This window comes from Haloglomus salinum, from assembly GCF_024298825.1.
Taxonomy (GTDB): Archaea; Halobacteriota; Halobacteria; order Halobacteriales; family Haloarculaceae; genus Haloglomus; species Haloglomus salinum.
The window spans coordinates 1,349,687-1,372,986 of the sequence record NZ_CP101153.1; the positions used below are offsets into that span (position 1 = coordinate 1,349,687).

Annotated in this window: 23 protein-coding genes, 1 tRNA gene and 1 pseudogene; 12 read left to right on the forward strand and 13 right to left on the reverse strand. The window is 68.9% G+C overall.

Annotation, left to right across the window (positions count from 1 at the left end; all coding sequences use genetic code 11):
* Window positions 1–45: 45 nt before the first annotated feature.
* Complete coding sequence (gene pyrF, locus NL115_RS06565) at window positions 46–912, reverse strand: orotidine-5'-phosphate decarboxylase (protein ID WP_254832386.1); 867 nt, start codon at window positions 910–912, stop codon at window positions 46–48.
* 159 nt (window positions 913–1,071) lie between these two features.
* Between pyrF and NL115_RS06570 the strand changes: the two genes are divergently transcribed.
* From NL115_RS06570 to NL115_RS06580, 3 genes are all read left to right on the forward strand, one after another.
* A complete protein-coding gene (locus NL115_RS06570) occupies window positions 1,072–1,737 on the forward strand; it encodes an HAD family hydrolase (RefSeq protein WP_254832387.1) in 666 nt (221 codons plus the stop codon).
* A 123-nt stretch (window positions 1,738–1,860) separates the two neighbouring features.
* Entirely contained in the window at window positions 1,861–2,517 is a 657-nt protein-coding gene (locus NL115_RS06575; RefSeq protein ID WP_254832388.1) for a ribonuclease H family protein, read from the forward strand.
* A 144-nt stretch (window positions 2,518–2,661) separates the two neighbouring features.
* The gene (locus tag NL115_RS06580) at window positions 2,662–2,952 is read left to right on the forward strand and encodes a hypothetical protein (RefSeq protein WP_254832389.1); all 291 of its coding nucleotides are present in this window, start codon (window positions 2,662–2,664) and stop codon (window positions 2,950–2,952) included.
* A gap of 170 nt (window positions 2,953–3,122) precedes the next feature.
* Here the strand turns inward: NL115_RS06580 and NL115_RS06585 are convergent, their stop codons facing one another.
* The gene (locus NL115_RS06585; protein WP_254832390.1) at window positions 3,123–4,106 is read right to left on the reverse strand and encodes a ferritin family protein; all 984 of its coding nucleotides are present in this window, start codon (window positions 4,104–4,106) and stop codon (window positions 3,123–3,125) included.
* 225 nt (window positions 4,107–4,331) lie between these two features.
* On the opposite strand from NL115_RS06585, the gene NL115_RS06590 reads away from it, so the two are divergent.
* Window positions 4,332–4,982, forward strand: coding sequence for a helix-turn-helix domain-containing protein (locus NL115_RS06590; protein WP_254832391.1), 651 nt, complete (start codon window positions 4,332–4,334; stop codon window positions 4,980–4,982).
* Between the two features lie 66 nt (window positions 4,983–5,048).
* Window positions 5,049–5,822, forward strand: a complete 774-nt coding sequence (locus NL115_RS06595; RefSeq protein WP_254832392.1) for a phytanoyl-CoA dioxygenase family protein — start codon at window positions 5,049–5,051, stop codon at window positions 5,820–5,822.
* Window positions 5,823–5,847: 25 nt separating this feature from the next.
* On the opposite strand, the gene NL115_RS06600 is transcribed toward NL115_RS06595, so the two are convergent.
* Window positions 5,848–6,024, reverse strand: coding sequence for a hypothetical protein (locus NL115_RS06600; RefSeq protein WP_254832393.1), 177 nt, complete (start codon window positions 6,022–6,024; stop codon window positions 5,848–5,850).
* Window positions 6,025–6,329: 305 nt separating this feature from the next.
* On the opposite strand from NL115_RS06600, the gene NL115_RS06605 reads away from it, so the two are divergent.
* Window positions 6,330–7,004, forward strand: a complete 675-nt coding sequence (locus NL115_RS06605; RefSeq protein ID WP_254832394.1) for an apolipoprotein A1/A4/E family protein — start codon at window positions 6,330–6,332, stop codon at window positions 7,002–7,004.
* A 179-nt stretch (window positions 7,005–7,183) separates the two neighbouring features.
* On the opposite strand, the gene NL115_RS06610 is transcribed toward NL115_RS06605, so the two are convergent.
* The 4 genes from NL115_RS06610 to NL115_RS06625 form a co-directional block, all read right to left on the reverse strand.
* Window positions 7,184–7,390 carry a hypothetical protein gene (locus tag NL115_RS06610; protein ID WP_254832395.1) on the reverse strand — a complete coding sequence of 69 codons (207 nt, stop codon included), beginning with the start codon at window positions 7,388–7,390 and terminating at the stop codon, window positions 7,184–7,186.
* Window positions 7,391–7,490: 100 nt separating this feature from the next.
* A complete protein-coding gene (locus tag NL115_RS06615; protein WP_254832396.1) occupies window positions 7,491–8,747 on the reverse strand; it encodes an RNA-guided endonuclease InsQ/TnpB family protein in 1,257 nt (418 codons plus the stop codon).
* Between the two features lie 52 nt (window positions 8,748–8,799).
* Window positions 8,800–8,871, reverse strand: a tRNA-Thr gene (locus NL115_RS06620).
* Window positions 8,872–8,967: 96 nt separating this feature from the next.
* Window positions 8,968–9,705 carry a DUF7114 family protein gene (locus NL115_RS06625; protein ID WP_254832397.1) on the reverse strand — a complete coding sequence of 246 codons (738 nt, stop codon included), beginning with the start codon at window positions 9,703–9,705 and terminating at the stop codon, window positions 8,968–8,970.
* 60 nt (window positions 9,706–9,765) lie between these two features.
* Between NL115_RS06625 and NL115_RS06630 the strand changes: the two genes are divergently transcribed.
* The gene (locus tag NL115_RS06630) at window positions 9,766–10,518 is read left to right on the forward strand and encodes an enoyl-CoA hydratase/isomerase family protein (protein WP_254832398.1); all 753 of its coding nucleotides are present in this window, start codon (window positions 9,766–9,768) and stop codon (window positions 10,516–10,518) included.
* A 108-nt stretch (window positions 10,519–10,626) separates the two neighbouring features.
* Here the strand turns inward: NL115_RS06630 and NL115_RS06635 are convergent, their stop codons facing one another.
* From NL115_RS06635 to NL115_RS20765, 6 genes and pseudogenes are all read right to left on the reverse strand, one after another.
* Window positions 10,627–11,019 carry an HVO_A0114 family putative DNA-binding protein gene (locus tag NL115_RS06635; RefSeq protein ID WP_254832399.1) on the reverse strand — a complete coding sequence of 131 codons (393 nt, stop codon included), beginning with the start codon at window positions 11,017–11,019 and terminating at the stop codon, window positions 10,627–10,629.
* Between the two features lie 9 nt (window positions 11,020–11,028).
* Complete coding sequence (locus NL115_RS06640) at window positions 11,029–11,313, reverse strand: toxin-antitoxin system TumE family protein (RefSeq protein ID WP_254832400.1); 285 nt, start codon at window positions 11,311–11,313, stop codon at window positions 11,029–11,031.
* Window positions 11,314–11,382: 69 nt separating this feature from the next.
* A complete protein-coding gene (gene metG, locus NL115_RS06645) occupies window positions 11,383–13,479 on the reverse strand; it encodes a methionine--tRNA ligase (protein ID WP_254832401.1) in 2,097 nt (698 codons plus the stop codon).
* A 78-nt stretch (window positions 13,480–13,557) separates the two neighbouring features.
* Complete coding sequence (locus NL115_RS06650) at window positions 13,558–14,100, reverse strand: YqaA family protein (protein WP_254833068.1); 543 nt, start codon at window positions 14,098–14,100, stop codon at window positions 13,558–13,560.
* A gap of 194 nt (window positions 14,101–14,294) precedes the next feature.
* Window positions 14,295–15,302 (reverse strand): prenyltransferase, encoded by a 1,008-nt coding sequence (locus tag NL115_RS06655; RefSeq protein WP_254832402.1) that lies wholly within the window; start codon window positions 15,300–15,302, stop codon window positions 14,295–14,297.
* A 415-nt stretch (window positions 15,303–15,717) separates the two neighbouring features.
* Window positions 15,718–16,173, reverse strand: a pseudogene (locus NL115_RS20765) (phosphoribosyltransferase); the annotation flags it as partial.
* Window positions 16,174–17,024: 851 nt separating this feature from the next.
* Between NL115_RS20765 and hemB the strand changes: the two are divergent.
* The 5 genes from hemB (at window position 17,025) to NL115_RS06685 (ending at window position 22,885) form a co-directional block, all read left to right on the forward strand.
* On the forward strand, window positions 17,025–18,023 hold the full coding sequence (hemB, locus tag NL115_RS06665) for a porphobilinogen synthase (RefSeq protein WP_254832404.1): 999 nt from the start codon (window positions 17,025–17,027) through the stop codon (window positions 18,021–18,023).
* A 348-nt stretch (window positions 18,024–18,371) separates the two neighbouring features.
* On the forward strand, window positions 18,372–19,790 hold the full coding sequence (locus NL115_RS06670; protein WP_254832405.1) for an ammonium transporter: 1,419 nt from the start codon (window positions 18,372–18,374) through the stop codon (window positions 19,788–19,790).
* Entirely contained in the window at window positions 19,783–20,148 is a 366-nt protein-coding gene (gene glnK1, locus NL115_RS06675) for a nitrogen regulatory protein GlnK1 (protein WP_254832406.1), read from the forward strand. Before NL115_RS06670 ends, glnK1 begins: the two co-directional genes overlap by 8 nt.
* Window positions 20,149–20,151: 3 nt before the next feature.
* Window positions 20,152–20,631 carry an Lrp/AsnC family transcriptional regulator gene (locus tag NL115_RS06680; RefSeq protein ID WP_254832407.1) on the forward strand — a complete coding sequence of 160 codons (480 nt, stop codon included), beginning with the start codon at window positions 20,152–20,154 and terminating at the stop codon, window positions 20,629–20,631.
* A gap of 511 nt (window positions 20,632–21,142) precedes the next feature.
* A complete protein-coding gene (locus tag NL115_RS06685) occupies window positions 21,143–22,885 on the forward strand; it encodes an ammonium transporter (RefSeq protein WP_254832408.1) in 1,743 nt (580 codons plus the stop codon).
* Window positions 22,886–23,300 lie beyond the last annotated feature (415 nt).

Below are 23,300 nucleotides of genomic sequence, written 5' to 3' on the forward strand. Positions count from 1 at the left end.
CGGACTAGGGTGTCGTCGGTCCGGTCCAGTCGCCGCGCGTAAAAATCATCTGAACTCGTTGAGCCGTCGCTTCAGCCGCCGGGCCGCGTCGCCCGCCGCGTCGAAGTAGCTGTCGGGGTCACGCGCGTCTCGCGGCTCCGCCGCTCGACCGTCCGGGGCGCTGCGCGCCCCTATCTCCTCGCCGGCGAAGATGATGCCGCGCGAGGAGTTGACAAGGCCGACGCCGTCGGCGAGCCCATACTCGACGGCGGCCTCGGCGTCGCCGCCCTGCGCCCCGACCCCGGGGACGAGGAAGGGGAGGTCCGGAACAACCTCGCGGACGGCCTCGAGTTCGTCGGGCGTCGTGGCGCCGACGACGAGGAACACGTCGGCCGTCGCGTCCTCGTTCCACTCGGCACAGCGCTGGGCGACGTACTCGTAGAGGCGCTTGTCGTTGCCGACTTCGAGGTTCTGGAAGTCGGCGCCGCCGGCGTTGGAGGTGCGTGCGAGGACGACCACGCCGGCGTCCGTCCGGAGGAACGGCTCCAGCGAGTCCCGGCCGAGGTAGGGGTTGACGGTGATGGCGTCGGCATCGAGACCCCCGGGGTCGAGCGCCGTCGCGTACTGGCGCGCGGTGTTGCCGATGTCCCCCCGTTTCGCGTCGAGCAGGACAGGCACGTCCTTCCCGTGGGCGTAGGCCACCGTCTCCTGCAGGGCGCGCCAGCCGTCGGCGTCCTCGTAGAACGCGGCGTTGGGCTTGTAGCAGGCCGCGTGTTCGTGCGTGGCGTCGATGATGCGGCGGTTGAACGCCCAGCGCGGCAGGTCGTGGTCGGCCACGGCATCGGGGAGCCGGTCGGGGTCGGGGTCGAGGCCGACCGACACGACGCTGTCGGTCGCCTCGATGCGGGCCCGGAGGTCCTCGCGGAAGCTCATGTGCGGGCGCTCGGCGGGGGGCGGCAAGGCGGTTGCGTTCGACCGCGCGATGGCATAGGCGTTCGACCGCGCGAGTGCCCGCACCCGCCCGCGAGCGGTTGTCCGCGCGACCTGCCACCGACGGCAACCCTCAAACCGTCCTGTCACGTACGGACGGTCGTGTTACAGGCGGTGGGGTTCGACCTCGACGGGACGTTGCTGGTGGCCGAGCAGGACCGCGAGTCGCTGCTCCACGCGGCCTGCGAGCGCGCCGGGGTGTCGCCGCTCGCGCGGGAGGCCTACCTCCGTGCGCACCGCCGCCAGCAGGACGAAGCCGACCGCGAGGCCGTCTTCGCGACGCTGCTGGCCGACCACGAGGTCGACATCGACGCCGCGGAACTGGCCGCCACGTACGACGCAGTCGTCCAGGAGGCGACCGGACCACTCGACGGGGCGGCGGCCCTCGTCGCGCGCCTGCGCGAGTCGTACACGGTCGGCCTGCTGACGGACGGGCCCGAGCAGACCCAGCGCCGGAAGCTGGCCCGGGTCGGCTGGACGGACCTGTTCGATGCCGTCGTCGTGACCGGCGGACTCGAGGCGCCCAAACCGGACGGACGCGCGTTCGAGGCGCTGTGCGAGGCCCTCGACGCCCCGCCCGGGGCGACCGCCTACGTCGGTGACGCCCCGGAGCCCGACATCGCGGGGGCGGCCGCCGCCGGCCTCCACCCGGTGCAGGTGCTGTACGAGGACGGCCCCGACCCCCATCCGGACGCCGTGGCGACGGTCGAGCGGGCCGAGCTCGTCGAGCGGCTCCCGACGGTTCTCGACGCGCTCGGGGACTCCTGAGAGCTACCGAACGCTCCGGAGAACTGTGAAGACGACAGCCGTTCGACGGTTGTCAGACTCGCTCTCGCGAAACGTTGCCAATCGCCCCGTGGATTTAAGTCGCCACGTCACCGTAGCGTAGCCATGGCCGCGTACAGTCGGCCGGCCCTGCGGAACCTGTTCGACGACTCCCCGACCCCTCATATCGCGCATCCGCCGCGCACCCATCATCGCGATTACTACCTCGCAGCCGATGGCTCGTTCCGGCAATCCGGCGAGGGGGGGCTGGGCGTCCTCATCGAGACCCGCGACGGCCGCACCGTCGCACGGCTGGCGGTTCCCGACCGGGTCCCGGACAACAACGTGGCGGAGTACCGGGCGCTGCACCTCGGGCTGGACGTGCTCGCCGAGCACGCCGAGTCCGACGCGCGCGTCGGTGTCCTCGTCGACCACGACGACCTCGCGGCCAACGTCAACCGGGCGACGCTGGCCTCGATGGGTGACCGACCGCCACACCCCTATCGCGTCCCACGGGCGGCACGCCACCACTGGCGGGGCATCCGCGCCCGCGTCGCGCGGTTCGCGGAGCTACGGGCGGCGCGCATCAACTCGCGCGAGAACCCCGCCCACCCGCTCGCGAACACGCCCGAGCAGTACCGCGGCGCACAGGTCCGCCCGGACCCGGACGACCTGCCCGGCGAACCGGCGGACCTCCACGACGAACCGGGCACACGCGACCGCCGGAGCGAACCGGAACAGGTGCCGCCGCCGTCACGGGCCGACCGACACGCCTCCGATTGAACAGGTCGGAGTCGGCCGCCTGCCCCGCGCTGCCGGGGGACCCGCACCGCCTCCGTCCGCTGGCGGTGCCGTCACCGTTCCCGGCCGCCGGGTACCGTCGAAACGGTCATGGTCTCGCCGGGCAAATCCCGGGACGGAACCGTCATGAGTGACCGAACCCGCGAGGCGTCGGACGCGTCCGAGTACCCACAGACCTGGATGGACAGCATCGACGAGGTACTCGACGAGGCGATGGCCCGGGACGAGGGACTCGAACTCACCGCGGAGGACCTCCGCGTGGAGGTGCCGCTCCGCTTCGGAGAGGACGCACCGCGCGCCGAGTGGGAGTTCGACGGCGGCGTCCGCATCGACGTGGAGGGCGAGCGCGGGCCGCTGGCCGAGTGGGTTCGCCTCTGGGGGTCGCAGCTACCCGAGCGGCAGACGCAGGACGACTGATACCGCCCGCCGAGCCGGTCGTAAAGCCCCCGGAACACGGCCCGCTCGAACACCCCGAGTGTTCCGCCACGTGACATCAATCTGAGAACGCACTCCGCGAGCGGTAGACGTGTCCGCAGCAAGGGAGCAGCCGAGATGGGGACGGGACAGACGCGTCGGCCGGGCGTCGGTCAGTCGTCGCCGGCGGCGGGCGACGGCGTGCTGCCGCCCTCGCCGTCGTCGAGCTTGACGAGCTCGTCGACCGGCGGGATGTCGGCCTCGGAGTCCGTGATGATCTCGATACGCCGGGTCAGCTTGTCGCTGGCGTACTCGACGAGCGCGGAGGGGTCGATGAAGCCCGAGTCGGAGTAGGAGACGATGCCGGCGATGTTGGGCATCTGCTCCTGCAGGACGTCCTGGACGACCTGCTCCTCGACCTGGCCGCTGGCGAGCATCTCCTGGACGTGGTACATCCCGAACCCGACGTGGCGGCCCTCGTCGCTCCGGATGAAGCCGACGCCCTTGACGAGGCCCTCCAGCTCGGGGAACTCGGGGACGTCGTCGGCCGTGATGTCACCGCCGCCGTCCGAGAAGGAGGAGGTGATGCCGTAGTAGCCCGTCTGTGCGAGGACGGACTCGACAGCGAGGTGATAGTGACAGAACGCACGGACGCGGTTCTCGGGGGTGTCCTCCTCCAGCAGGCGGTGCATCGCGGCCTCCGTATCGTCGAAGAGGTTGTTGTACGCCGGCATGAAGTACCGGTCGTCGGTGGGGTTGGTGACCTCGAGGTCGTGGTGCTCGGCTACGGGATTGATGACCTCGCGCCAGTAGCGGTCGAAGAAGGCGGTGTGTTTCGCCTCCTCGTAGATCTGGCTGGAGACGAACATCTGGTCGTTGATGTCGTCCATCGCGATGGCCAGCGGCGCGAGGTCCTCGGTCACGGCCTCCTCACCCGCACCGAACAGGGCGATGGTCTGCCGGAGGTCGTCGAAGCCCTCCTCGTCGATGATATCCTCGTCGGCCTCGATCATCCGCCGGCGGTCCTGCTCGATGAGTTCCTGCTCGATATCCTCGTAGGGGTCCCAGTGGTTGTAGACGGCGTGCTTGAAGTAGCCGCCGACCCGTCCGTCGGGGTCCAGCCTGAGGTCTCGGTCGTCGTCGGCGTATCGGCTCATGGTCCACCCGGTACTGTGGTCTGTCAATGCCTGTCAGTACCGCCGGCGATATGAGGGCCGCTTAAGTTGGATACCGTGGACCTCCGGCGCCCCGGCGAGGCCATCAGACGGGCGATGCAACGTCTCTCACGCCGCATCTCCTGGCGGCGGTGCGAGCCACAGGGGAGTAAAATAGCACGGCCTGCAGTGAAAGGGGTAAAGTCACTAGCCGTCAAGAAGCCGCGTATGCGCTACGCGACCGTCGTCATCACGCCGCGCGAGGGTGGGCTGAACCCCGCGGATTCGGTGCTCGTCGCGTCGCCGGCGGTCGAGCGGGACGTGGTCCATCAGGTGAACCTCCTCAACGACGGGACCATCGTGATGCTGTACGCCCTGCGGGGGAACATCGACGAGGCCGTCCAGAAGCTCCAGGGGTGTGACTCCGTCATCGCGGTCGACGGGTCGGGGGAGGGCGAGGGGCTCATCTACCTCCACATCGAGCCCGACGAAACCTCGCTGCAGCTGATGGAGATCATCCAGGACAACGAGGTGGTGCTGCAGACGCCGCTGGAGTGTACTCGCGGCGGCGGCCTCCGCATCACCATCGTTGGCGACGACGCCACCATCCAGCGCGCCGTCGACGAGGTCCCCGACGGTGTCACCGTCTCGCTGGAGGGTATCGGGGACTACCACCCCGAGGCCGACAAACTGTACGGCACCCTCACCGCCCGCCAGCGCGAGGTGCTGGAGACCGCGGTCGAGAAGGGCTACTACGAGGTCCCCCGGCGCGCGACCCACGAGGATATCGCGAAGGAGGTCGGCCTCTCGGCCGGAACCGTCGGCGAACACCTCCGCAAGGTCGAGGGGCGGGTGCTGTCGTCGCTGGTGAAGCGGTGAGGAGCGGCAGGGCACACGGCCGCCGACCGAGTATCTCTAAGTGGTACGACCAAGTAGTCAATCGCCATGGGACTGGAGACGCTGACCGACGCGGAGTTCGCACAGTACCAGCAGGAGGGGTACGTCGTGAAACGCGGGCTGTTCGACGCGGACACCGTCTCGCGGGTGCGCGAGCGCCTGCGCGAGTACACGCACGCTGACCGGCCCGTGGAGGGGTTCAAGCAGCAGGCCGAACCCGAGGCCGAGAACGAAGGGGTCGACGAAGCCGACGCCGTCCGGAAGTTCGAGGGGCTCGGCCTGCTGGACGACGACGTCGTCCACGCCCTCGCGACGGACGACCGGCTCGTGACGGTCGCGCAGGACCTGCTGGGCCCTGACGTGAAGCTGCTGCGGAGCGCGGCCATGTTCAAGCCGCCGGGCGTCGGTAGCGAGAAGGGGCTCCACCAGGACTCGGCGTACTACCCGGTCCGGCCGTACGACCAGGTGACGACGTGGGTCGCCCTGGACGACGCGACGCCCGAGAACGGCTGCATGGAAGTTCTCCCGGGGGGACACATGGACGGGCTGCTGGAGCACGAGACCCGGGAGTACGAGACGGACATCGTCATCCCGGAGGACCTCGGCGAGATGGAGCAACTCCCGATGGAGGCCGGCGACGTCCTCTTCCAGCACTCGCTGTTGCCCCACCGGACATCGCCGAACACGACCGACCGGTGGCGGCGCGCGATGATATTCATGTACATGGACGCGCGTTCGCGGTTCACCGTCACCGAGGACGAGCGGCCACCGTGGGTCGATTCCGTGGACGTGGCGGGTGACTCCTACCCGGGCAGCGTGTAGCAGGTCGGATGCTGGCGAGGGGCCGTCAGTCGTCGGCGGCCCGCCGCCGGCGGTCGCTGACGACGGTGACCCCGCGGTTCGACTCGATGGCGTCCAGCAGGCCGACCGACCGCCGGAACTCGCGTTTCACGGCGGGGTCCTCCGCCTGGGCCATGGCGTGCCGGTACGACGCCCGAGCACTGTCGATGGTTCGCTGCTCCATACCACACCAGATGCCCGGAGCCAGCCAGCCAGTTCCCCCGAACAGTTCGGGCGCTTTTACCGACGGACGGTGGCCACCGTCGACATCGGCGTCGAGCGACCGGAGAACCGAGGAGCTGCCGGACCCGGAGAGCTCCCGCCTCCAGCCCGGAGACGGCCGCCGGGCGCTGAACGTCGCCCGAGAGCGGCTGCGCCCGGTCGGTACCCACGCGTGCTGGTAGATAACCCACTGCAAAGACATTCAATGGTAATGGATGGTTTTGAGCGGTAAGATTTAATACCGATGGCGTCGTAGGAGGAAGTACAATGGCAGACAACAGCTCACCGTTCGGCCTCGCGTTCGAGGCACAGCGCAGCGCGATCGAGACCACCCAGGACAGCATCCACACGGCCGTCGGCATCCAGCGCGACGTGAACGAGGCGTTCGTCGACAGCATCGACCCCGTGATGGAGGTCCAGAACAGCTCCGCCGACTTCGCCCGCACGGGCGTGGACGCGGTCCTCGACGCCGTCGAGGCCGCGGTCCCCGGTGACACCAACATCGACGATGTCCGCGAGACCATCGACGAGCAGCTCGACGAGCTGGCGGACACCCGCGTCGACATCTCCGAGCAGGTCGAGGAGAACCTCCGCGACGGCGCCGACTCCGTCGACGAGTTCCTCGCCGACTTCCTCGAGAACCTCGACGAGCAGGTCGACTCCCTCCTCGAGTCCAGCGAGGACCTCGAGGACCAGACCGTCGAGACCCTGGAGGACCTCCAGGGCAACATCGAGGAGCTGCAGGACGAGTTCGAGTCCCGCGGCGACGACCTCGAGGAGCAGGTCGCCGACCAGCTCGACTCCTTCCAGGAGCGCTTCGAGGACAGCGCTGACCAGCTCCAGGACGGCTTCGACGAGGCCGGCGACCGCCTGAACGAGGCCGCCGAGGACTTCCAGGACGCCGCCGAGGACGTCACCGAGCGCGTCGACGTCAACGCCTAGGCCGACTCGGCTCCCACGGCTCCCTGACGGTCACGACGCTCCCGTTCTCCGGGTGGCCACACCCACCCGACATCTTCACAGCGGTCGGCAGCACACACCTGCTGGCCCGTTCTCACCCCACGGGCGATAGCGCCGCCGCTCCCCGGCGCGGCGCGCGAAGGAACGAGCCGTGAGGCGGCCTACGACTCGAACGGCTCCTCGTCGCGATGGTTGTCGACGTTCTCCTGCTCCTGGGCCTCGTTCCGGCGTTCGAGGTCCTCCTCACCGGTCATCCGCTCCTGTTCCTCCTCGCGTACCTGTTCGGCCTCCTCGATATCCTCGGCCTCCTCGTCCTCGCCCTCCTTCTCGAGTTCGACATCGCGGCCGTGGTCGTCGCTCTCGGTCATGGCGGGCGAAGGTACTCGGGTGACACTGAAACGTTCTGGGCCGAACAGGTCCGCGTTGAAAAGGGGATGAAGCCTAGGCCGGAATATCAACTACCCCGTCTCACTCCGACGTGGCCGCAGGTCGGGCGCGGGGGTTGTCCGTGAACTCAGCCTCGAACCCGTCGGGGGAGGAGGTGAATCCGCCGTTCGGCGTCACTGTTCCGGACTTCAGGGCGAGTTGACTGTCACCCGTCCGTCGAGACGACTGTCGACCCCGACGGACGTACCGCAATCCGATATTCTTCGCCGCGTTGTAGTCGGCGTTCGCTTCGGATTCACACTCCAGACAGTGGAAGTCGGACCGGGACGACCGATTCCCCTCAGCCGTGAATCCACACTCCGAACACCGCGTCGAGGTGTACGCTGGGTCCACCTGTTTTACCGTGATGCCGGTGGCTTCGGCCTTGTATCTGGTCTGTTCGTACAGCCTCCGAAACGCCCACGTGTGCCCCCAGGAGCCACCCGTCCGATCGCGAATGTTCGTCAGATTCTCGAACGCGATCACGTCGCAGTCGTACCGCCGTGCTTCGGTGATAATGGAGTCCGATGCCTGGTGAACCACATCCCGAACGTACCGGAGCTGGCGACCGCTCGCCGTAGCCAGTGTTCGGTGGGCGCTCCGCGTTCCGGTCCGCTGGAGCCCAGCACGGACCCTCTCGAATTCACGGAGCCGGTGGGTAAGTTCTCGTCCGTTGATGAAGTGTGCCGTGCTGGTGACCGCGAGGTTCTCCACACCGAGGTCGATCCCGAGAACCGTTCCGTCCTCGGCGGTCTCCCGCTCGGTATCGGTCTTGTGTCGCTTGAATCCGAGATGCAGGAAGAATCCCCCATCACGGGTGGTGAGCGTGCTTTCGGTCACGCTCCACTCATCCGAGTCGAGGAACTGCTGCTGGTAGCCGTCCTCTCCCTCTGGAAGTGCCAGCTGACACCGGACGCGGTCTTCCGTCGTGGCGAGTGAAACGGTATCGTCCTCGAACAGCGTCATCGTCCGGCTGTCGTATCTCACCGTTGGCGCGGTGAACGTGGGCTTGCTGGCTTGCTTCCCATCGGAGCGCCGCTCGACGCACCCGGTAATCGCTTCTGCAGCCTGGTGTGTGGCGAGAATCGTGTGCTGACTCCCGAGTTCGGTTTGCTCGCGTACGGCATCGTATGCGAAGGACTGTACGTCGGACTTAGCGCTACATCGCTCCCACGCCAGGTTCGTTGCGATCTGACACCCTCGCTTCCACTCGGTGATGGTCTCTTCGAGACGCTCGCGCTGCTCGTCGTCCACTGAGAGACGGGTAATCGCAGTCCGATACACGTACTCGTCTGCCACAGGAACCGTAGCTACGCTCTGGTATTTAAAAACGAGTGACGGGGACGGGAGAAGCCTGAGGCGGGATTTGAACCCGCGCTCTCGTCCTTACCAAGGACGCGCTTTACCGCTAAGCTACCCAGGCACCGCCTGTCGGTAGCCCGGTTCGCTTGTTAGGCGTTTCGTTTCTCCCTGTCCGAGACACGCGGTGACGCGGTGGAAACTCGCAGCCAGCGCGGGGTCAGCCGCCGCTCCGCTCGACGGGGGGTTCCTCGCCACCGTCGAGGCGGCGCAGGTCGGCCGCGAGCGACTCGGCTCCCAGTTCCGCGACCGGCGGGAAGCCACCGTCGGACTGGACGCCCGACGAGGTTCGTCCTTCGGCCTCACCGCCGGACTGCAGGTCCGCCGCGGCCCGCCCGTCGGACTCACCGCCGTCGAGGAGGCCGTCGACCAGCCAGTCGCGGTCGGGCGGGGCCTCGCCGCCCGCCGCAGTGGTGCCGGCGACCAGCGCGAGGTCGAGCACGTCGCGTTCCAGTCGCTCGTCGTACGAGGGGTCGTCGGCCTCCCGGCGATGGGTCTGGTCGCGGCCGAAGGCCCGGACCACGCCGACCGCGCGGTCGGCGGCCTCTGTGCGCGCGAGCAGGTAGAAGCCCCGCGCGACGAGCACGTCGGCCGCGAGGATGCCCATGTCGCCACGGTCGCGGTCGCCGGCAGCCCACGGGTCCTCGTGGGCGAGGTCGCGGGTGAGGCGGAGGCCGTCGTAGATCAGCTGGACGCCGGCCGCGCGCTCGACGAGGCCGTCGAGGGCCTCGAACTCGGCCGGGCCCTCGGCGGGGGCGGTGGCGGCCAGCAGGGTGAGCGCTCCGGGGACCATCGACCCGTCCGCGAGAAGGGACTCGATGTCCGACCGGAGCGCGTCGGGGACCACGTCGCCGACGGCCTCGGTCGCGGCCCGACGGACCGCGGCGGCTTCCTCCATCGCCCGTAAGTACGCCGACGGAGGGCAAAGGCCTTTGGAAACCACCACCTCTCCCGGACAATGAGCGACCCCGTCCGCGTCGTCGACGACGGCGAGGTGCGTGTCGTCACGCTCGACCGGCCGGACCAGCGCAACGCCCTCACGGGCGACGCGCTCGACGCCATCCGTGATGCGGTGCGGGACCCGCCGCCGGTGGTCCACATCCACGGCGCGGGGTCGGCGTTCTCCGCGGGCGCCGACCTCGGCGAGGTCCGCCGGGTCGCGACGATGGTGGACGCGGCCGCCGGCGACGAGCCGATGAACCCCGACGAGGCCCGCGACGTGGTCGGCCCGTTCGTCCGGAAGGGCCAGCGCACGGCCCGCGCCGTCGAGGAGAGCGACGCTATCGTCGTCGCGGGCATCGACGGCGCGGCACGCGGCGGCGGCGTGGAACTCGCGCTAGCCTGTGACATCCGCGTGGCGACGCCGGACGCGACGTTCGCCGAGCCCGGCGTCACCTTCGGCCTGTTCGGCGCGTGGGGCGGGACCGCCCGGCTCCCGAAAATCGTCGGGCAGGGCGACGCACTCGACCTCTCCGTGTCGGGCCGGGTCATCGACGCCGACGAGGCACTGCGGATGGGGCTCGTCCAGCGCGTCGTCGACGACCCGCTCGTGGTCAGCGAGACCCTCGCGGAGAACAACGCGATGGCGATGCGACTCGTCAAGGAGCGCGTCCGTGACGACCAGCCGCTGGAGGTCCAGGAGGAGCGCGAGGCGCGCGCGTTCGCGGCGCTGGTGGCGGAGTACGCGGGGGAACTGGCGGAGAGGGAGTGAGAGCCCGAGTTGCGGGTCGGGATACTCTGGTGACCAGCGCAGAGCGTTCCCGACCGGCGGTCAGTCCGGGTTCGTCGTCCCCGCGGGATTCGTCTCAGGCACCCGCTCTCAGGCCGGCGCCGCGTCGCGGTCACCGGACGACAGCGACAGTTCGATATCCAGTTCGTCGAACCTGACGACCGGCCGCTTCGCCCGCCCGTCCTGTTCGAGCGTGATGACGTTCAGCGCGTCGAGCTCGGTCAGGTTCCGGTGTACCTCCTTGAAATCGCGGTCGACCAGCTCGGCCGTGGCCCGCATGCTCTCCGGTTCGTGCTCGCGGATGGCCCCGAGGAGTTCGAGGTTCGCGGGACTCAGGAGCCGCTGGAGTGCCGTCTCGTCCTCCAGCACGAGGACGTGCCGGTCCTCCATCTCCTCGCCGCGTTCGAGCGCACGGATGCGCTCGCGAGCCTCCTGCCGGGTATCGGTGCCGTCGCCGACTCGAACGGTCAATGTCGTGGTCATGTCGGTGATTCAGGGCGGGAGTTGTTCGACCTCCCGCTGGAAGCGGTCGAGCAGTTCGAACATCCCGGGAAACTCGATACGCGTGACCCCGTCGGACCCGTGGCGTTCGTGTCCCTTGGTCCGTTCGTGGGCGTTGTCGTAGCGGAGGAGCGTCTCCCCCTCTTTCGTTCCGTAGTGGAGCGCGTAGTCCCAGCCACAGGGATACTTCTCGTCGTCGGTCCGCCGGATGCGGACGTGCTCGACGTACTCGGCGTGTTCACGGGTGTACTCCTCGACAGTGTCATAGGGGACCATCCCCAATCGATGGTCCGTCCCCCATCGGTATGAATGATGGGGTGAAACCCATCTGAACAGCCGGGACCGCTACCGCACCTTCGTCCCGAGCGGCGAGTCGCCGTGGGTCGTCAGCAGGTCGGCCTCCTCGCCCGCCGCCAGCACCATCCCGTTGGACTCGACGCCGAACAGCTCCGACTTCTCCATGTTGGCGACCAGCACCACCCGCGTGCCGGGGAGGTCGTCGACGTCGTGGAGCTGTCGGAGGCCGGCGACGACCTGCCGGGTCTCGACGCCGATGTCCACCTCCAGCCGGAGGAGCTTGTCCGCGCCCTCGATGGGCTCGGCCGATTCGATGCGCCCGACCCGGAGGTCGAGGTCCTGGAAGTCGTCGAAGCTGATGCGGTCGTCGGTGAGGGGTTCGAGGTCCATGTCGTCGGTGGTGTCGTCGGTGGTGTCGGTCGTCTCACTGTCCTCGTCGGCATCGCCGTCGTCGCTGGCGGACTCGGCGATGCGCTCCTGCAGTTTCTCGTTCAGTTCCTCGACGCGCTCGTCCTCGATCTTGGTGACGAGTTCGTCGGGCTCGTCGAAGTCGGCGGCGGGCGCGTCGTGGGCGGCCTCGAGCGTCACCTCGTGGACATCGCCGTCGGCGCCGACCTGGTCGTAGAGGCGCTCGGCCGTGTCGGGCGCGAGCGGCTCGAAGAGGACCGCGAGCGCGACCGAGAGCTGGACGCAGTCGCGGATGACCTGCTCGGCCCGGTCGGGGTCGTCGTCGACGAGGTTCCACGGCTCCTCGGACTGGATGTACTCGTTGCCGTACCGGGCGAGGTCGAGTGCGGTCTCGCCGACGCCCCGCACGGAGTAGTCGTTGACCGCCTCGCGGAAGTCCGCGAGGGCCTCGTCGATGCGCTCGCTGACCTCGGGGGAGACGGCCGTGTCGGGCGTGCCACCGTAGTTGCGCTGGGCGAACAGGAGCGAGCGGTAGGCGAAGTTCCCGTACGCGCCGACGAGCTCGCTGTTGACGCGGGACTGGAACTTGTCCCAGGAGAAGTCCACGTCCTGCTGAAGCCCGCCGTTCGTGGCGAGGTAGTAGCGCAGCAGGTCCGGGTGGAACCCCTCGTCGAGGTACTCCTGGGCCCAGATGGCCCGGTTCCGAGAGGTCGAGAGCCCCTTCCCGTTGATGGTGATGAAGCCCGTCGCGGCGACGGCCCGCGGTTCGGTGTAGCCCGCCGCGTGGAGCATCGCCGGCCAGAAGACGGTGTGGTGCTGGATGATGTCCCGGCCGATGACGTGGACGACCTCGCCCGAATCGTCGCGCCAGACGTCCTCCCAGTCGTACTCGTCGTCGCCGACGCGCTCGGAGTACTGCTCCGTCGAAGAGATGTACTCGATGGGGGCGTCGACCCAGACGTAGAGGACGAGCGCGTCCTCCTCGTCCTCGTCGCCGGGGTAGTCGATACCCCAGTCCATGTCGCGGGTGATACACCAGTCCCGGAGCTCACCCTCGATCCACTCGCGGGGCTGGTTGCGGGCGTTGTCTGTCCCCTCGAGGCGGTCGATGAACTCCTGGAGGTAGTCCTGCAGTTCGGAGACGCGGAAGAACTTGTGTGTGCGCTCGCGGTACTCGGCGGCGTTGCCGGTGACGGTGGAGACGGGGTCCTCGATCTCCCCGGGTTCGAGGTGGCGACCACATCCCTCGTCGCACTCGTCGCCGCGGGCCTGCTCCCCGCAGTACGGGCAGGTCCCCTCGACGAAGCGGTCGGGGAGCGCCTGCCCCTCCTCCGGGTCGAACGCGACCATGATCTCCTTCTCGTAGACGTACCCCTCCGACTCCAGCGTACGGACGATGTCCCGCGTGCGTTCGGTGTTGGTCTCGTCGTCCGTGTGGCCGTAGTTGTCGAAGTCGACGTCGAACTTCGGGAAGGTCTCCTGGTACTGCTCGTGGTACTCCAGCGCGAACTGCTCGGGGGAGACGCCCTGCTCGGCGGCGTTGACGGCGATGGGGGTCCCGTGCATGTCGGAGCCGCAGACGTAGGCGGTCTGCTGGCCGAGCTTGCGCAGGGCCCGGTTGTACGCGTCCGCGGCGACGTACCCCCGCAGGTGACCGACGTGGAGGTCGCCGTTCGCGTACGGCAGCCCACACGTGACGACGGCGGTCCCGTCGGTGGGGAACGACTCGTGGCTCATGTCCGGACACGGGAACGGGGGCCGCTAAAACCCGCCGGTTCCGCGAGGCTCGTCGCCGTACGCCGACGGCGTCCGGCCTCAGAGCAGTGCCAGCGTCCCCTCGACGACGGCGAGGAAGAAGACGAGGCGGCCGGCGCTCCCGGCGAACGTGGCGAGTGCGAACTTGACGTAGTCCTCCTCGAGGACGGAGAACGCGTAGATGGAGAGCGTGTCGGGAAACCCTGGCACGCAGAGCGCCAGCGCGAGGCCGGCGTAGCCGTACTCCTTCGCCAGCTGGACCGTTCGGCGCTCGGCCAGCGACACCACGTTGAACCGCGAGCGCCGGAGCAGTCTGATGACCGGGCCGGACTCCTTGGCCTCCTGCCCGAGGCCGAACGCGAGGACGCTCCCCGCGGCCTTGCCGACGCCGCTGACGACGATGATGATGGCGATCTCGATCCAGTAGGGGAGTCCCAGTCGGAGCGGCGTCGCGAGCACGACCTCGCTGGGGAGCGGGAGGATGAAGGCGATGAGGAAACTGTAGACGAAGATGATGACCAGCCCGAACGGGCCGGTCGCGGCCCGTACCGCTTCCTCCAGCGCCCGGAAGATACCGACGTGGAAGTGGCCGACCGGGAGCAGCCCGGGAAGCGCGGCGAGAGCCGCCAGCAGGCCGGCACCGGCCCACGAGGCGGACGCCGCGACGGAGGGAGCCAGGGCGAGGAGGTCGGGGACGACCGGCAGCGAGGTCACTGGGTGCGGGTAGCGTGGGGCGCGGTGTAAGTCTTGATACCCGGTTCGGCGGCCGTCGAACGCCCGGCCGCGCGGGCGCCGTCTCAGCCCGGAAACGCGGCGACCCGCGCCGGGAGCCCGGCGACCACAGCCCACGCCACCAGCTGGGCCACCGCCGCGACCACCATCGCCGCGACGGTGGGGAACGGCCACTCGTCGCGCGTGTAGGTCGCCATGCCCCACGCCACGAACGGGAGCGCGAGCAGGGTCGCCGCCGCCACGAGCGGCGGGATAGCGTGGCCCCACAGCGCAGCGAGCGACCCGAACGCGACGACGACACCGGCGACGTAGGCCACGCGGAGCCGGGCGGGTGACCACCGCGTCGGCAGGGTGTACTTTCCGACGGCAGCGTCGGCCCGCCGGTCGGGCCACTGGGTCGCGAGCAAGTTGACGAACACGAGCGCCGTGAACGGCAGGACCGCGAGACAGACCGCCAGGTCGAACGTGCCGGCGAGCGCCGCCGCGCCGTAGTGGGGGAGGAGTAGCCCGCCGAGGACGGCGTTGTCGAGTTCCCCGAGCCCGTTCCACGCCAGCGCCAGCGGTGGCAGCGAGTAGCCCCAGCCCAGTACCGCCGCGACGACCAGCACGGCGGCCGCGACCGTCGGCAGCGCGCCGGTCGCCCAGAGCAGTCCGGCCACGAGCGCGGCCACGGCGGCCGTCACGAGCGTCGCGTCGCGTGCGAGCCGCCGCGGGAGCCTGGCGGCGTGCAGCCCACCGCTCCCGCCCGAGAACGGCGTCCGGTCGGTCAGCGCGTCGGTCTCGTAGTCGGCGTACTCGTTGGCGTAGTGGATGCTCGCGGCGGTCGGCAGCAGGGCGGCCAGCCCCGCGAGCGCCGCCCCGGCCGAGAGCGCCGCGCCCTGTGCGACGGCGATGGTCGCGCCCATCGCGTAGACGGCGACGACGAGCAACAGCTGGTCCGGCCGGCTCGTGGTCCAGAGCGCCCACAGCACGGTCGAGCGGTCGGCGTCCCGCACGCGGCGCGGCGCGGGGTCGACAGCCGACGGGTCGAGGTCGTTGCCCTCCCCGAGCGCGCCGTCCGTCGTGTCCTCCATCACCCGGACCTGGGGCTGCGTGGCCGTCAACCTGTCCGTGGTCGGCAGCGCCGGCACCCGACCGTGGGGGAGTCGACGGCCTCTCCTACGCGACGAGCCGCCACTCGGGCGACCCGGCGCTGCCCCGGCCCGTCGTCTCTACGACGCCCCGACGCTCCAGTTCCGCGAGCACCTCGCCCAGCCGGTCGCCCTGGATGACCTCGAAGTGGACGCGGTCGATGTCGTGGTAGTCGTAGAACAGGTGGTAGAGTTCGTCCTCGGAGAAGCGCTCGCCCTCGGCCACCTCCATCAGCCGCGGCACGAGGTCGCACATGTCCTCGACGAAGTTCCACGGGTAGACCATCCACGCGAACTCGTCGGGGTGCGAGGCCACGAAGTCCAGCTCGGCCTCGCTGCCGGGCAGCAGCTGCAGCGTCCCCGTCCGCACCTGTGCGGGCGGCTGGCCGAGGCTCTCGAGGTGGTCGACGGTGTGCTGGAACGTCTGCCCGGTGTCGGCGATGTCGTCGACCACGAGCAGGTCCTTGTCCGCCACGGCGCCGTCGGCCAGCGGGTACTTGACCGAGGGGCCCTCGCCCGTCTCACCGGTTCCGACGTAGTGCTCGACCTTGATGCTGATGAGGTCGTCCACGTCGAGGTAGTCACAGACGATGCGAGCGGGCACGAGGCCGCCGCGCGCGATGGCCACGACGGCATCCGGGTCGTAGTCGCCACGTACCTCGTGGGCCAGGTCCCGCGCGAGGCCGTCGACGTAGTCCCAGGTGAGGAGTCGGCAGGGGAACTCGTCCGGCAGGTCGCTCATGTGTTGAGTCGTGGTTGGGGAGGGCTCGCTAAAAGTGTAGGCGGCTTGGAATATCATAGTTATGCCCGTCATTTGTTAGTTATTTTCTCAACTCAGACACAATATCGGAACTTGGAGATGGAACCCACATCTTCGTGTACAGAGTGCGCTCCGGAGACAGGGACGGCCACGAAGCCCTCGCGCAATCGAACAACCACAGCAACGACCGGGACACTCACGAAGCCCTCGCGCAATCGAACAACCACAGCAACGACCGGGACACTCACGAAGCCCTCGCGCGCTCCGGGTCCCTGACTCGCTGCGCTCCTCGGGTTCGCTTCGCTCACCCTGCGGTGCTTGCGTCGTCAGGTGACCCGGAGCCCGCTCGCCCTTCGAGTCCGCCAGGGATTGAACGTGGCACGGAGCGGGGCCCTGCCCTTCCCCAGGTCGCGCGGGCCTCGCTGCTCGCGGGGGCGCGGAGCGCCCCGCACCGCTCGGCCACGCGCTCCCGGCCCGTGGACCATCGGGCGCGCATCGCCGTCAGTCGGACGGGCACGCGCTGGCGGCCGTGCCCAGAGGGCCGGCCGCCTCTATACGTGCGAGGGCTGAGCATCGCAGCGAGCGGCGCGAGCGAGAAGCGCAAGCGGTTGGGGAGGTGTGAGGCACAGGCAGCCCGACTGACGAACAGCGGGCCTGGTGTCCTCGCGAGCGGAGCGAGCGAGGGGGTTCGAGACGGCAGAGCCGTCTCGTCGTGCCGAAAGTCGAAGATTTTCGGGCAGCTCGAGGGAGCAAGCTCCCTCGGTGGACTCGAAGGGCGAGGGCTTCGTGGCCGTCTCCATCGTCGTCGCAGTCACCCGAGCAGTCACCCGAGCAGTCACCAGAACAGCCATCACCGTACCACAGCCGACACGACTTAACCGCCCACCCCCAACACCCGACCAAACATGAGCGGCCACGACGCACCAACGAGCGGCCTCGGCCCCCGCCGACTCAGAGCCGACGGCGTCCGGGACCTCGTCAGCGAAACCGACGTGCAGGCCAGCGACCTCGTCGCGCCCGTCTTCGTCGACGCGACGACCGACGAACGCCGACCCATCCCGTCGATGCCGGGGCACGAGCGCGTCCCGGTCGAGGAGGCGGTCCCACGCGTCCGCGAGGTCATGGAGACCGGCGTCGAGGCGGTCATCGTCTTCGGCATCCCGGAGTCGAAGGACCCCCAGGGCTCGCGCGCCGACGCCGACGACGGTGTCGTCCAGCGGGCCACCCGCGCGATAACGGCCGAGACCGACGCGTACGTCATCGCAGACCTCTGTCTCTGCGAGTACACCGACCACGGCCACTGCGGCCTCCTCGAAGACGACGCCGCCGAGGACCCGCGCCTGACGGTCCGCAACGACGCCACCCTCGAACGCTACCGCTCGATTGCGGTCTCACAGGCCGCGGCCGGCGCGGACATGATCGCGCCCTCCGGGATGATGGACGGGCAGGTGGCCGCCATCCGCGCGGCGCTGGACGAGGCCGGCCACGACGACGTCCCCATCATGGCGTACGCCGCGAAGTACGCCTCCGCGTTCTACGGGCCGTTCCGCGACGCCGCGGACGGCGCACCCGCCTTCGGCGACCGCCGACACTACCAGATGGACCCCGCGAACTCGCGGGAGGCGCGACGCGAGGTCGCACGTGACGCCGCCGAGGGCGCGGACGTGCTGATGGTCAAACCCGCGCTCCCCTACCTCGATGTGGTGAGCGAAGTCCGCCGAGAGTTCGACCACCCCGTCGCCGCCTACAACGTCAGCGGCGAGTACGCGATGCTCCATGCCGCCGCCGAGCGAGGCTGGCTCGACCTCGAAGCGGCCGCCTACGAGTCCCTGCTCTCCATCAAACGGGCCGGCGCGGACCTCGTCATCACCTACTTCGCCGAGGACATCGCGGACCGACTCTGAGCCCAGCGGCCCAGCCGGTTGACGAACGGGGCTTTCCGGCAGCATTTTCCGACCGAACGGAGCGCGCACGCCAGAAAACGCGCCCGAACGCGCACACCGACACTCGACGAACGGTCAGAATCTCGGCAACGATTGACCAGATATTCCGACGAATGGCCGCATTATACACCTAATATCCTGCCCAAGATTCGACGTTCGTCCCCTCACACGCCTGACTACAGGCACATCATCAAGCCAAACCTTATGTAGTGGAGGACCACTGGCATCCAGTGCGCAGAGATACACGATGACGTGGAAATACTTCGGAAACGCTGACGAATCGGAAGCAAAGTTCGAGGTGAGTGCGTGATGATCGAACCGATACTGCTCCAGGGAGACGTGACCGCCATCGCGAACAGCATCAACGCGGTGTGGGTGCTGATGGTGTGTTTCCTGATATTCTTCATGCAGCCCGGGTTCGCGCTGCTGGAGGCCGGGCAGGTACGCGCCAAGAACGCCGGCAACGTCGTGATGAAGAACATGACCGACTGGTCGATGGGCGTGCTGGTCTTCTTCCTCGTGGGAGCGGGGGTCTCCGCGATGGCGGGGATGCTCGGCTCGCCGGGCGTCGAGTTCTCCATCTCCGGCGCGTTCTCGCACATCAACGACCCGACGGCGTGGATCGGCTGGCTGTTCGGCGCGGTGTTCGCGATGACCGCCGCCACCATCGTCTCCGGGGCCATCGCCGAGCGGATGAAGTTCTCGGCGTACGTCGTGTACGCCTTCGTGCTCGTCGCGGTCCTCTACCCGGTCATCTCCGGGTCGACCTGGGGTGGGACGGGCCTGCTCTCCTCGACCGGCTTCCTCGGGGAGGCGCTCGGCGTCGGCTACAAGGACTTCGCCGGCGCGACCGTCGTCCACGCGATGGGCGGCATCGCCGGGCTCACCGCCGCGTACATGGTCGGCCCGCGCAAGGGCCGCTTCGACGAGAACGGTGACGCACAGCCCATCCCCGGGCACAGCGTCCTGTTCGCCGTCATCGGGACGCTCATCCTGGCCTTCGGCTGGTACGCGTTCAACGTCGGCACCCAGGCGACCGTCCTGACGACGGACGGCACGTTCAACGGCGCCGCGCTGGGCCGTGTCGCGCTGAACACCACCCTCGCGATGGGCGCGGGCATGGTGTTCTCAACCATCACCACCGCCGTCTGGGAGGGCAAGCCGGACCCACTGTTCGGCGCCAACGGCCTCCTGGCCGGCCTGGTCGCCATCACCGGCGCGTGTGCCCACGTCACCTGGTGGGGAGCCCTGGTCATCGGCATCGTCGGCGGCATCCAGACGCCCATCGTCTACCGCTGGGTCGTCGACTCGCTGAAGATCGACGACGTCTGTGGCGTCTTCGCGGTCCACGGCTCGGCCGGCTTCATCGGGACCATCATGATCCCGTTCTTCGACGTGGCCGGCTTCTCGGTCAACCAGCTGATCATGCAGGTCGCCGGCTCCGCGTTCATCGGGACGTTCACCGTCCTCGGCACGATGGTGACGCTGCTGGTGGTCGACGCGGTCATCGGGCTGCGCGTCTCCGAGGAGGAGGAGGTCACCGGGCTCGACCCCTCCGAGCACGGCATGCACGCCTACCCCGAGTTCACGGACGACTCCGGCCCCGAGCGCGCGGTCGCCGACGGGGGGAGCGTGCCCGGCGCCACTGACGAGATCCGTACCGATGGCGGTGTCGCGAGCGACGATGCTCCCACCCCCGCCATCACGGAGGTGACCGACGATGAGTGACGCGCCCAACGACGGCGGCGTGAAACTGGTGACGGCGTTCATCCGCCCGGACATGCTGGGCGAGGTGAAGGCCGCGCTCGTGGACGTGGGCGCTCCCTCCATCACCGTCACGAACGTCTCCGGCCGCGGCAGCCAGCCCGCGAAGAAGGGCCAGTGGCGCGGCGAGGAGTATACCGTCGACCTGCACTCGAAGGTGAAGGTCGAGTGCTACGTCGCGGACGTCCCCGCCGACGAGGTCGCCGAGGCCATCGTCGAGGCCGCGGGGACCGGCGAGCCCGGCGACGGCAAGGTGTTCGTCTCGCCGGTCGAGGAGGCGTACCAGATCCGGACCGGGGTGACCGGACAGGACGCGGTGTAGGCCGTGGCCAACACCGACTCCGCCGACGGGGGGTCGGAGGAGCCGGACGAGACGGGGAACGAGGAACCGGCCGTGGACGCGACCCGGAGCGGTCCGCACGACCGCGCCACGGTCACCGCGGCCGACGCCGCGACCGCCGACCGGCTGGCCGCGCTCGAAGGGTCGGGCGCCGTCGACGGCTACGTCCCACTCGTCGACTACGACGCACTCGGGCTCCGGACGGCACTCCTCCGGATCGACGCCCACCACGGGAACGCCCGCACCATCGCGGACGACCTCCGCGACGGCCCCGGCGTAGCGGTCTACCTGGCCAGCGGGCGGTTCGACGTGCTGGCCGTCTGCCGGTTCCCGTCTGCCGCCGCGTTCGAGCGAACCGCGACCCGGCTGGCGAGTGACCCCCGGGTCCGTGCCCACCGCATCGCGGTCGCACGGCACGCCGTCGTCGAGGACGGGCCGCTCACCGCGCTGCACGACGGCGACTGACACCACACCGTCTACGCCGCACTTCCTTCTCCTCACGGCGACACGCCGGAGTGTCACCCGCGCACGGTCGACGGTAGCTCCGCTGTATCTCCGCTCCATGTTCCATCCCGCCCCCTACAGCCGCACGTATCACTGCCTCCATGCCCCGGCCCTACAGCCACCGCCCCCGCACCGCGACACGGGCACCGGCACGGCCCACCTCGCGACGAGGCGGTGGACGAGTGTCGTGCGCGCGGACCGAAACCCGTCCGAACGGCCAGTTCCGTGCCGGACGTTCGTCCAGAGAAGCACCGACGAGCGTCCGAGAGGTGGACGGATTACGACCTTATATCGATATTATTCTACCCCAAATCGGACAGTCGTCTATGCATACGCATGGAAATGGACATTCACAACTCAAACGTTTATGTAGGAGTATCTGCTGACGGGATGACGTGAGAGACACCATGAACGTTTCAGAATGCGAGTTCGAAATAGACAGTCGTTCGGAACTAGAGGTGGATAGCGCGTGATGGACGTACTGCTCCAGTCCGGCACGGAGCTGAGTACGCTGGTCGAGGGGGTCAACCTGCTGTGGGTGCTGACGGTGACCTTCCTCATCTTCTTCATGCACGCCGGCTTCGCGATGCTGGAGGCCGGGCAGGTCCGCTCGAAGAACGTCGCCAACCAGCTGACGAAGAACATGCTCACCTGGAGCATCGGCGTCATCGCGTTCTTCCTCGTCGGCGCGGGCGTCGCGAGCGTGACGGGCCAGTTGACCGGGCCGAACGCGCTCGTCCCGGGTGACCTCGTCGCGACCTGGAGCGCCGGGTCGGCGGGCTGGGTGAGCTGGCTGTTCGGCGCCGTCTTCGCGATGACCGCCGCCACCATCGTCTCCGGGGCGGTGGCTGGTCGCGCGAAGCTCCGCGCGTACGTCACGTACACGATACTGCTGGCCGCGGTCATCTACCCGGTCGTCGTCGGGTTCACCTGGGCGGGCCAGGGACTCCTCACCTCCGACGGCCTCATCGGGCTGGGCTTCCAGGACTTCGCGGGCGGTGTCATCGTCCACGGCATGGGCGGCGTCGCCGGCCTCACCGCGGCCTGGATCATCGGCCCGCGCATCGACCGCTACAACAGCGACGGTTCCGTGAACGTCATCCCCGGCCACTCGCTGACGTTCGCGGTGCTGGGGACGCTCATCCTCGCGTTCGGCTGGTACGGCTTCAACGTCGGCACCGCCGCGTCGGTGTTCGACGCGACGGCCGCCGCCGACCAGGGCATCCTCTCGCTGGGCGCGTTCGACTACGTCGGCCGCGTCGCGCTGACCACGACGCTGGGCATGGCGGCGGGCGCCATCGGCGCCGGCGCGATGGCCTGGTACAAGACCGGCAAGGTCGACACGCTGTACGTCGCCAACGGGATGCTCGCCGGCCTCGTCGGCATCACCTCCATCACGGACGGCATCCTCTGGGTGGGCGCGCTCGCGGTCGGTCTCATCGCCGGTGCGCAGCTACCCATCGTCTTCGGCTTCGTCGAGAAGCGGCTCAAGATCGACGACGTCTGTGCGGTCTTCCCGGTCCACGGGAGCGCGGGGCTGCTCGGCGCGCTGCTGTTCCCGTTCGTCGCGACCGACACCTGGGCGAGTGGCTTCGACGCCGCGTTCTTCGTCGACGCGCTCGTCGGACAGGTCGTGCTCGTCGTGGTCATCACGGCCTGGACGGTCGCGGCAACCGCTGCAGTCTTCGGCGCGCTGAAGGCCATCGGCCAGGCCCGTGTCTCCCGCGAGCACGAACTGGAGGGGCTCGACGTCTCCGAGCACGGCGTCGACACCTACCCCGAGTTCGGCCGCCCCGAGGCCGCCACCGACGGCGGCTACGTCCAGGACGACCGCGGCATCATCCGCCCGGACGGCGGCGTCGCCAACGACGGCGGCATCAAACTGGTGACGGCGTACATCCGCCCGGACGTGCTGGGCGAGGTGAAAGGCGCCCTCGTCGAGGTCGGCGCTCCCTCAATCACCGTCACGAACGTCTCCGGCCGCGGCAGCCAGCCCGCGAAGAAGGGCCAGTGGCGCGGCGAGGAGTACACCGTCGACCTCCACCAGAAAGTGAAGGTCGAGTGTGTCGTGGCGGACGTGCCCGCCGAGGAGGTCGCCGAGGCCATCGTCGAGGCCGCCAAGACCGGCGAGCCCGGCGACGGCAAGGTGTTCATCCTCCCGGTCGAGGGAGCACACCAGATCCGGACGGGCAAGACCGGCCGCGAGGCCGTCTAACCCCGACCGCGACGCCGACTCGAACCGCGCCGGCGCTCCGGCGTACTGACGCTGTTTTCCGTTGATTTTCATTTGGCTGGCACAGTTTCCGATATTCACTCATTACTCGCAGAATTATCGAATTAGAGGCCACGATAGCTAGTTGCGGCAGAACGACCAGAGCCTCCTACTTCGAGCGCAGTCGCTCGTCGTGAATGGTGGATAGCGGCCAGCGGGAGCAGCCCGCCAGCCGACTGCAGGAACGGGACCGACCGGGTGGAGCGGTCGGCCAGGCCGGGGTCGCGAACGAAGGAACAGCCACACGACGCACGACGCGTGGCACCAGCCGTGGTTCGCCCGGCGTCGAACCGGATGCCGATACGACACCGCCTTGGAGGTTGTTGTCCTGTCTTGCTTGCCTTGTTGTTCTCTCGTG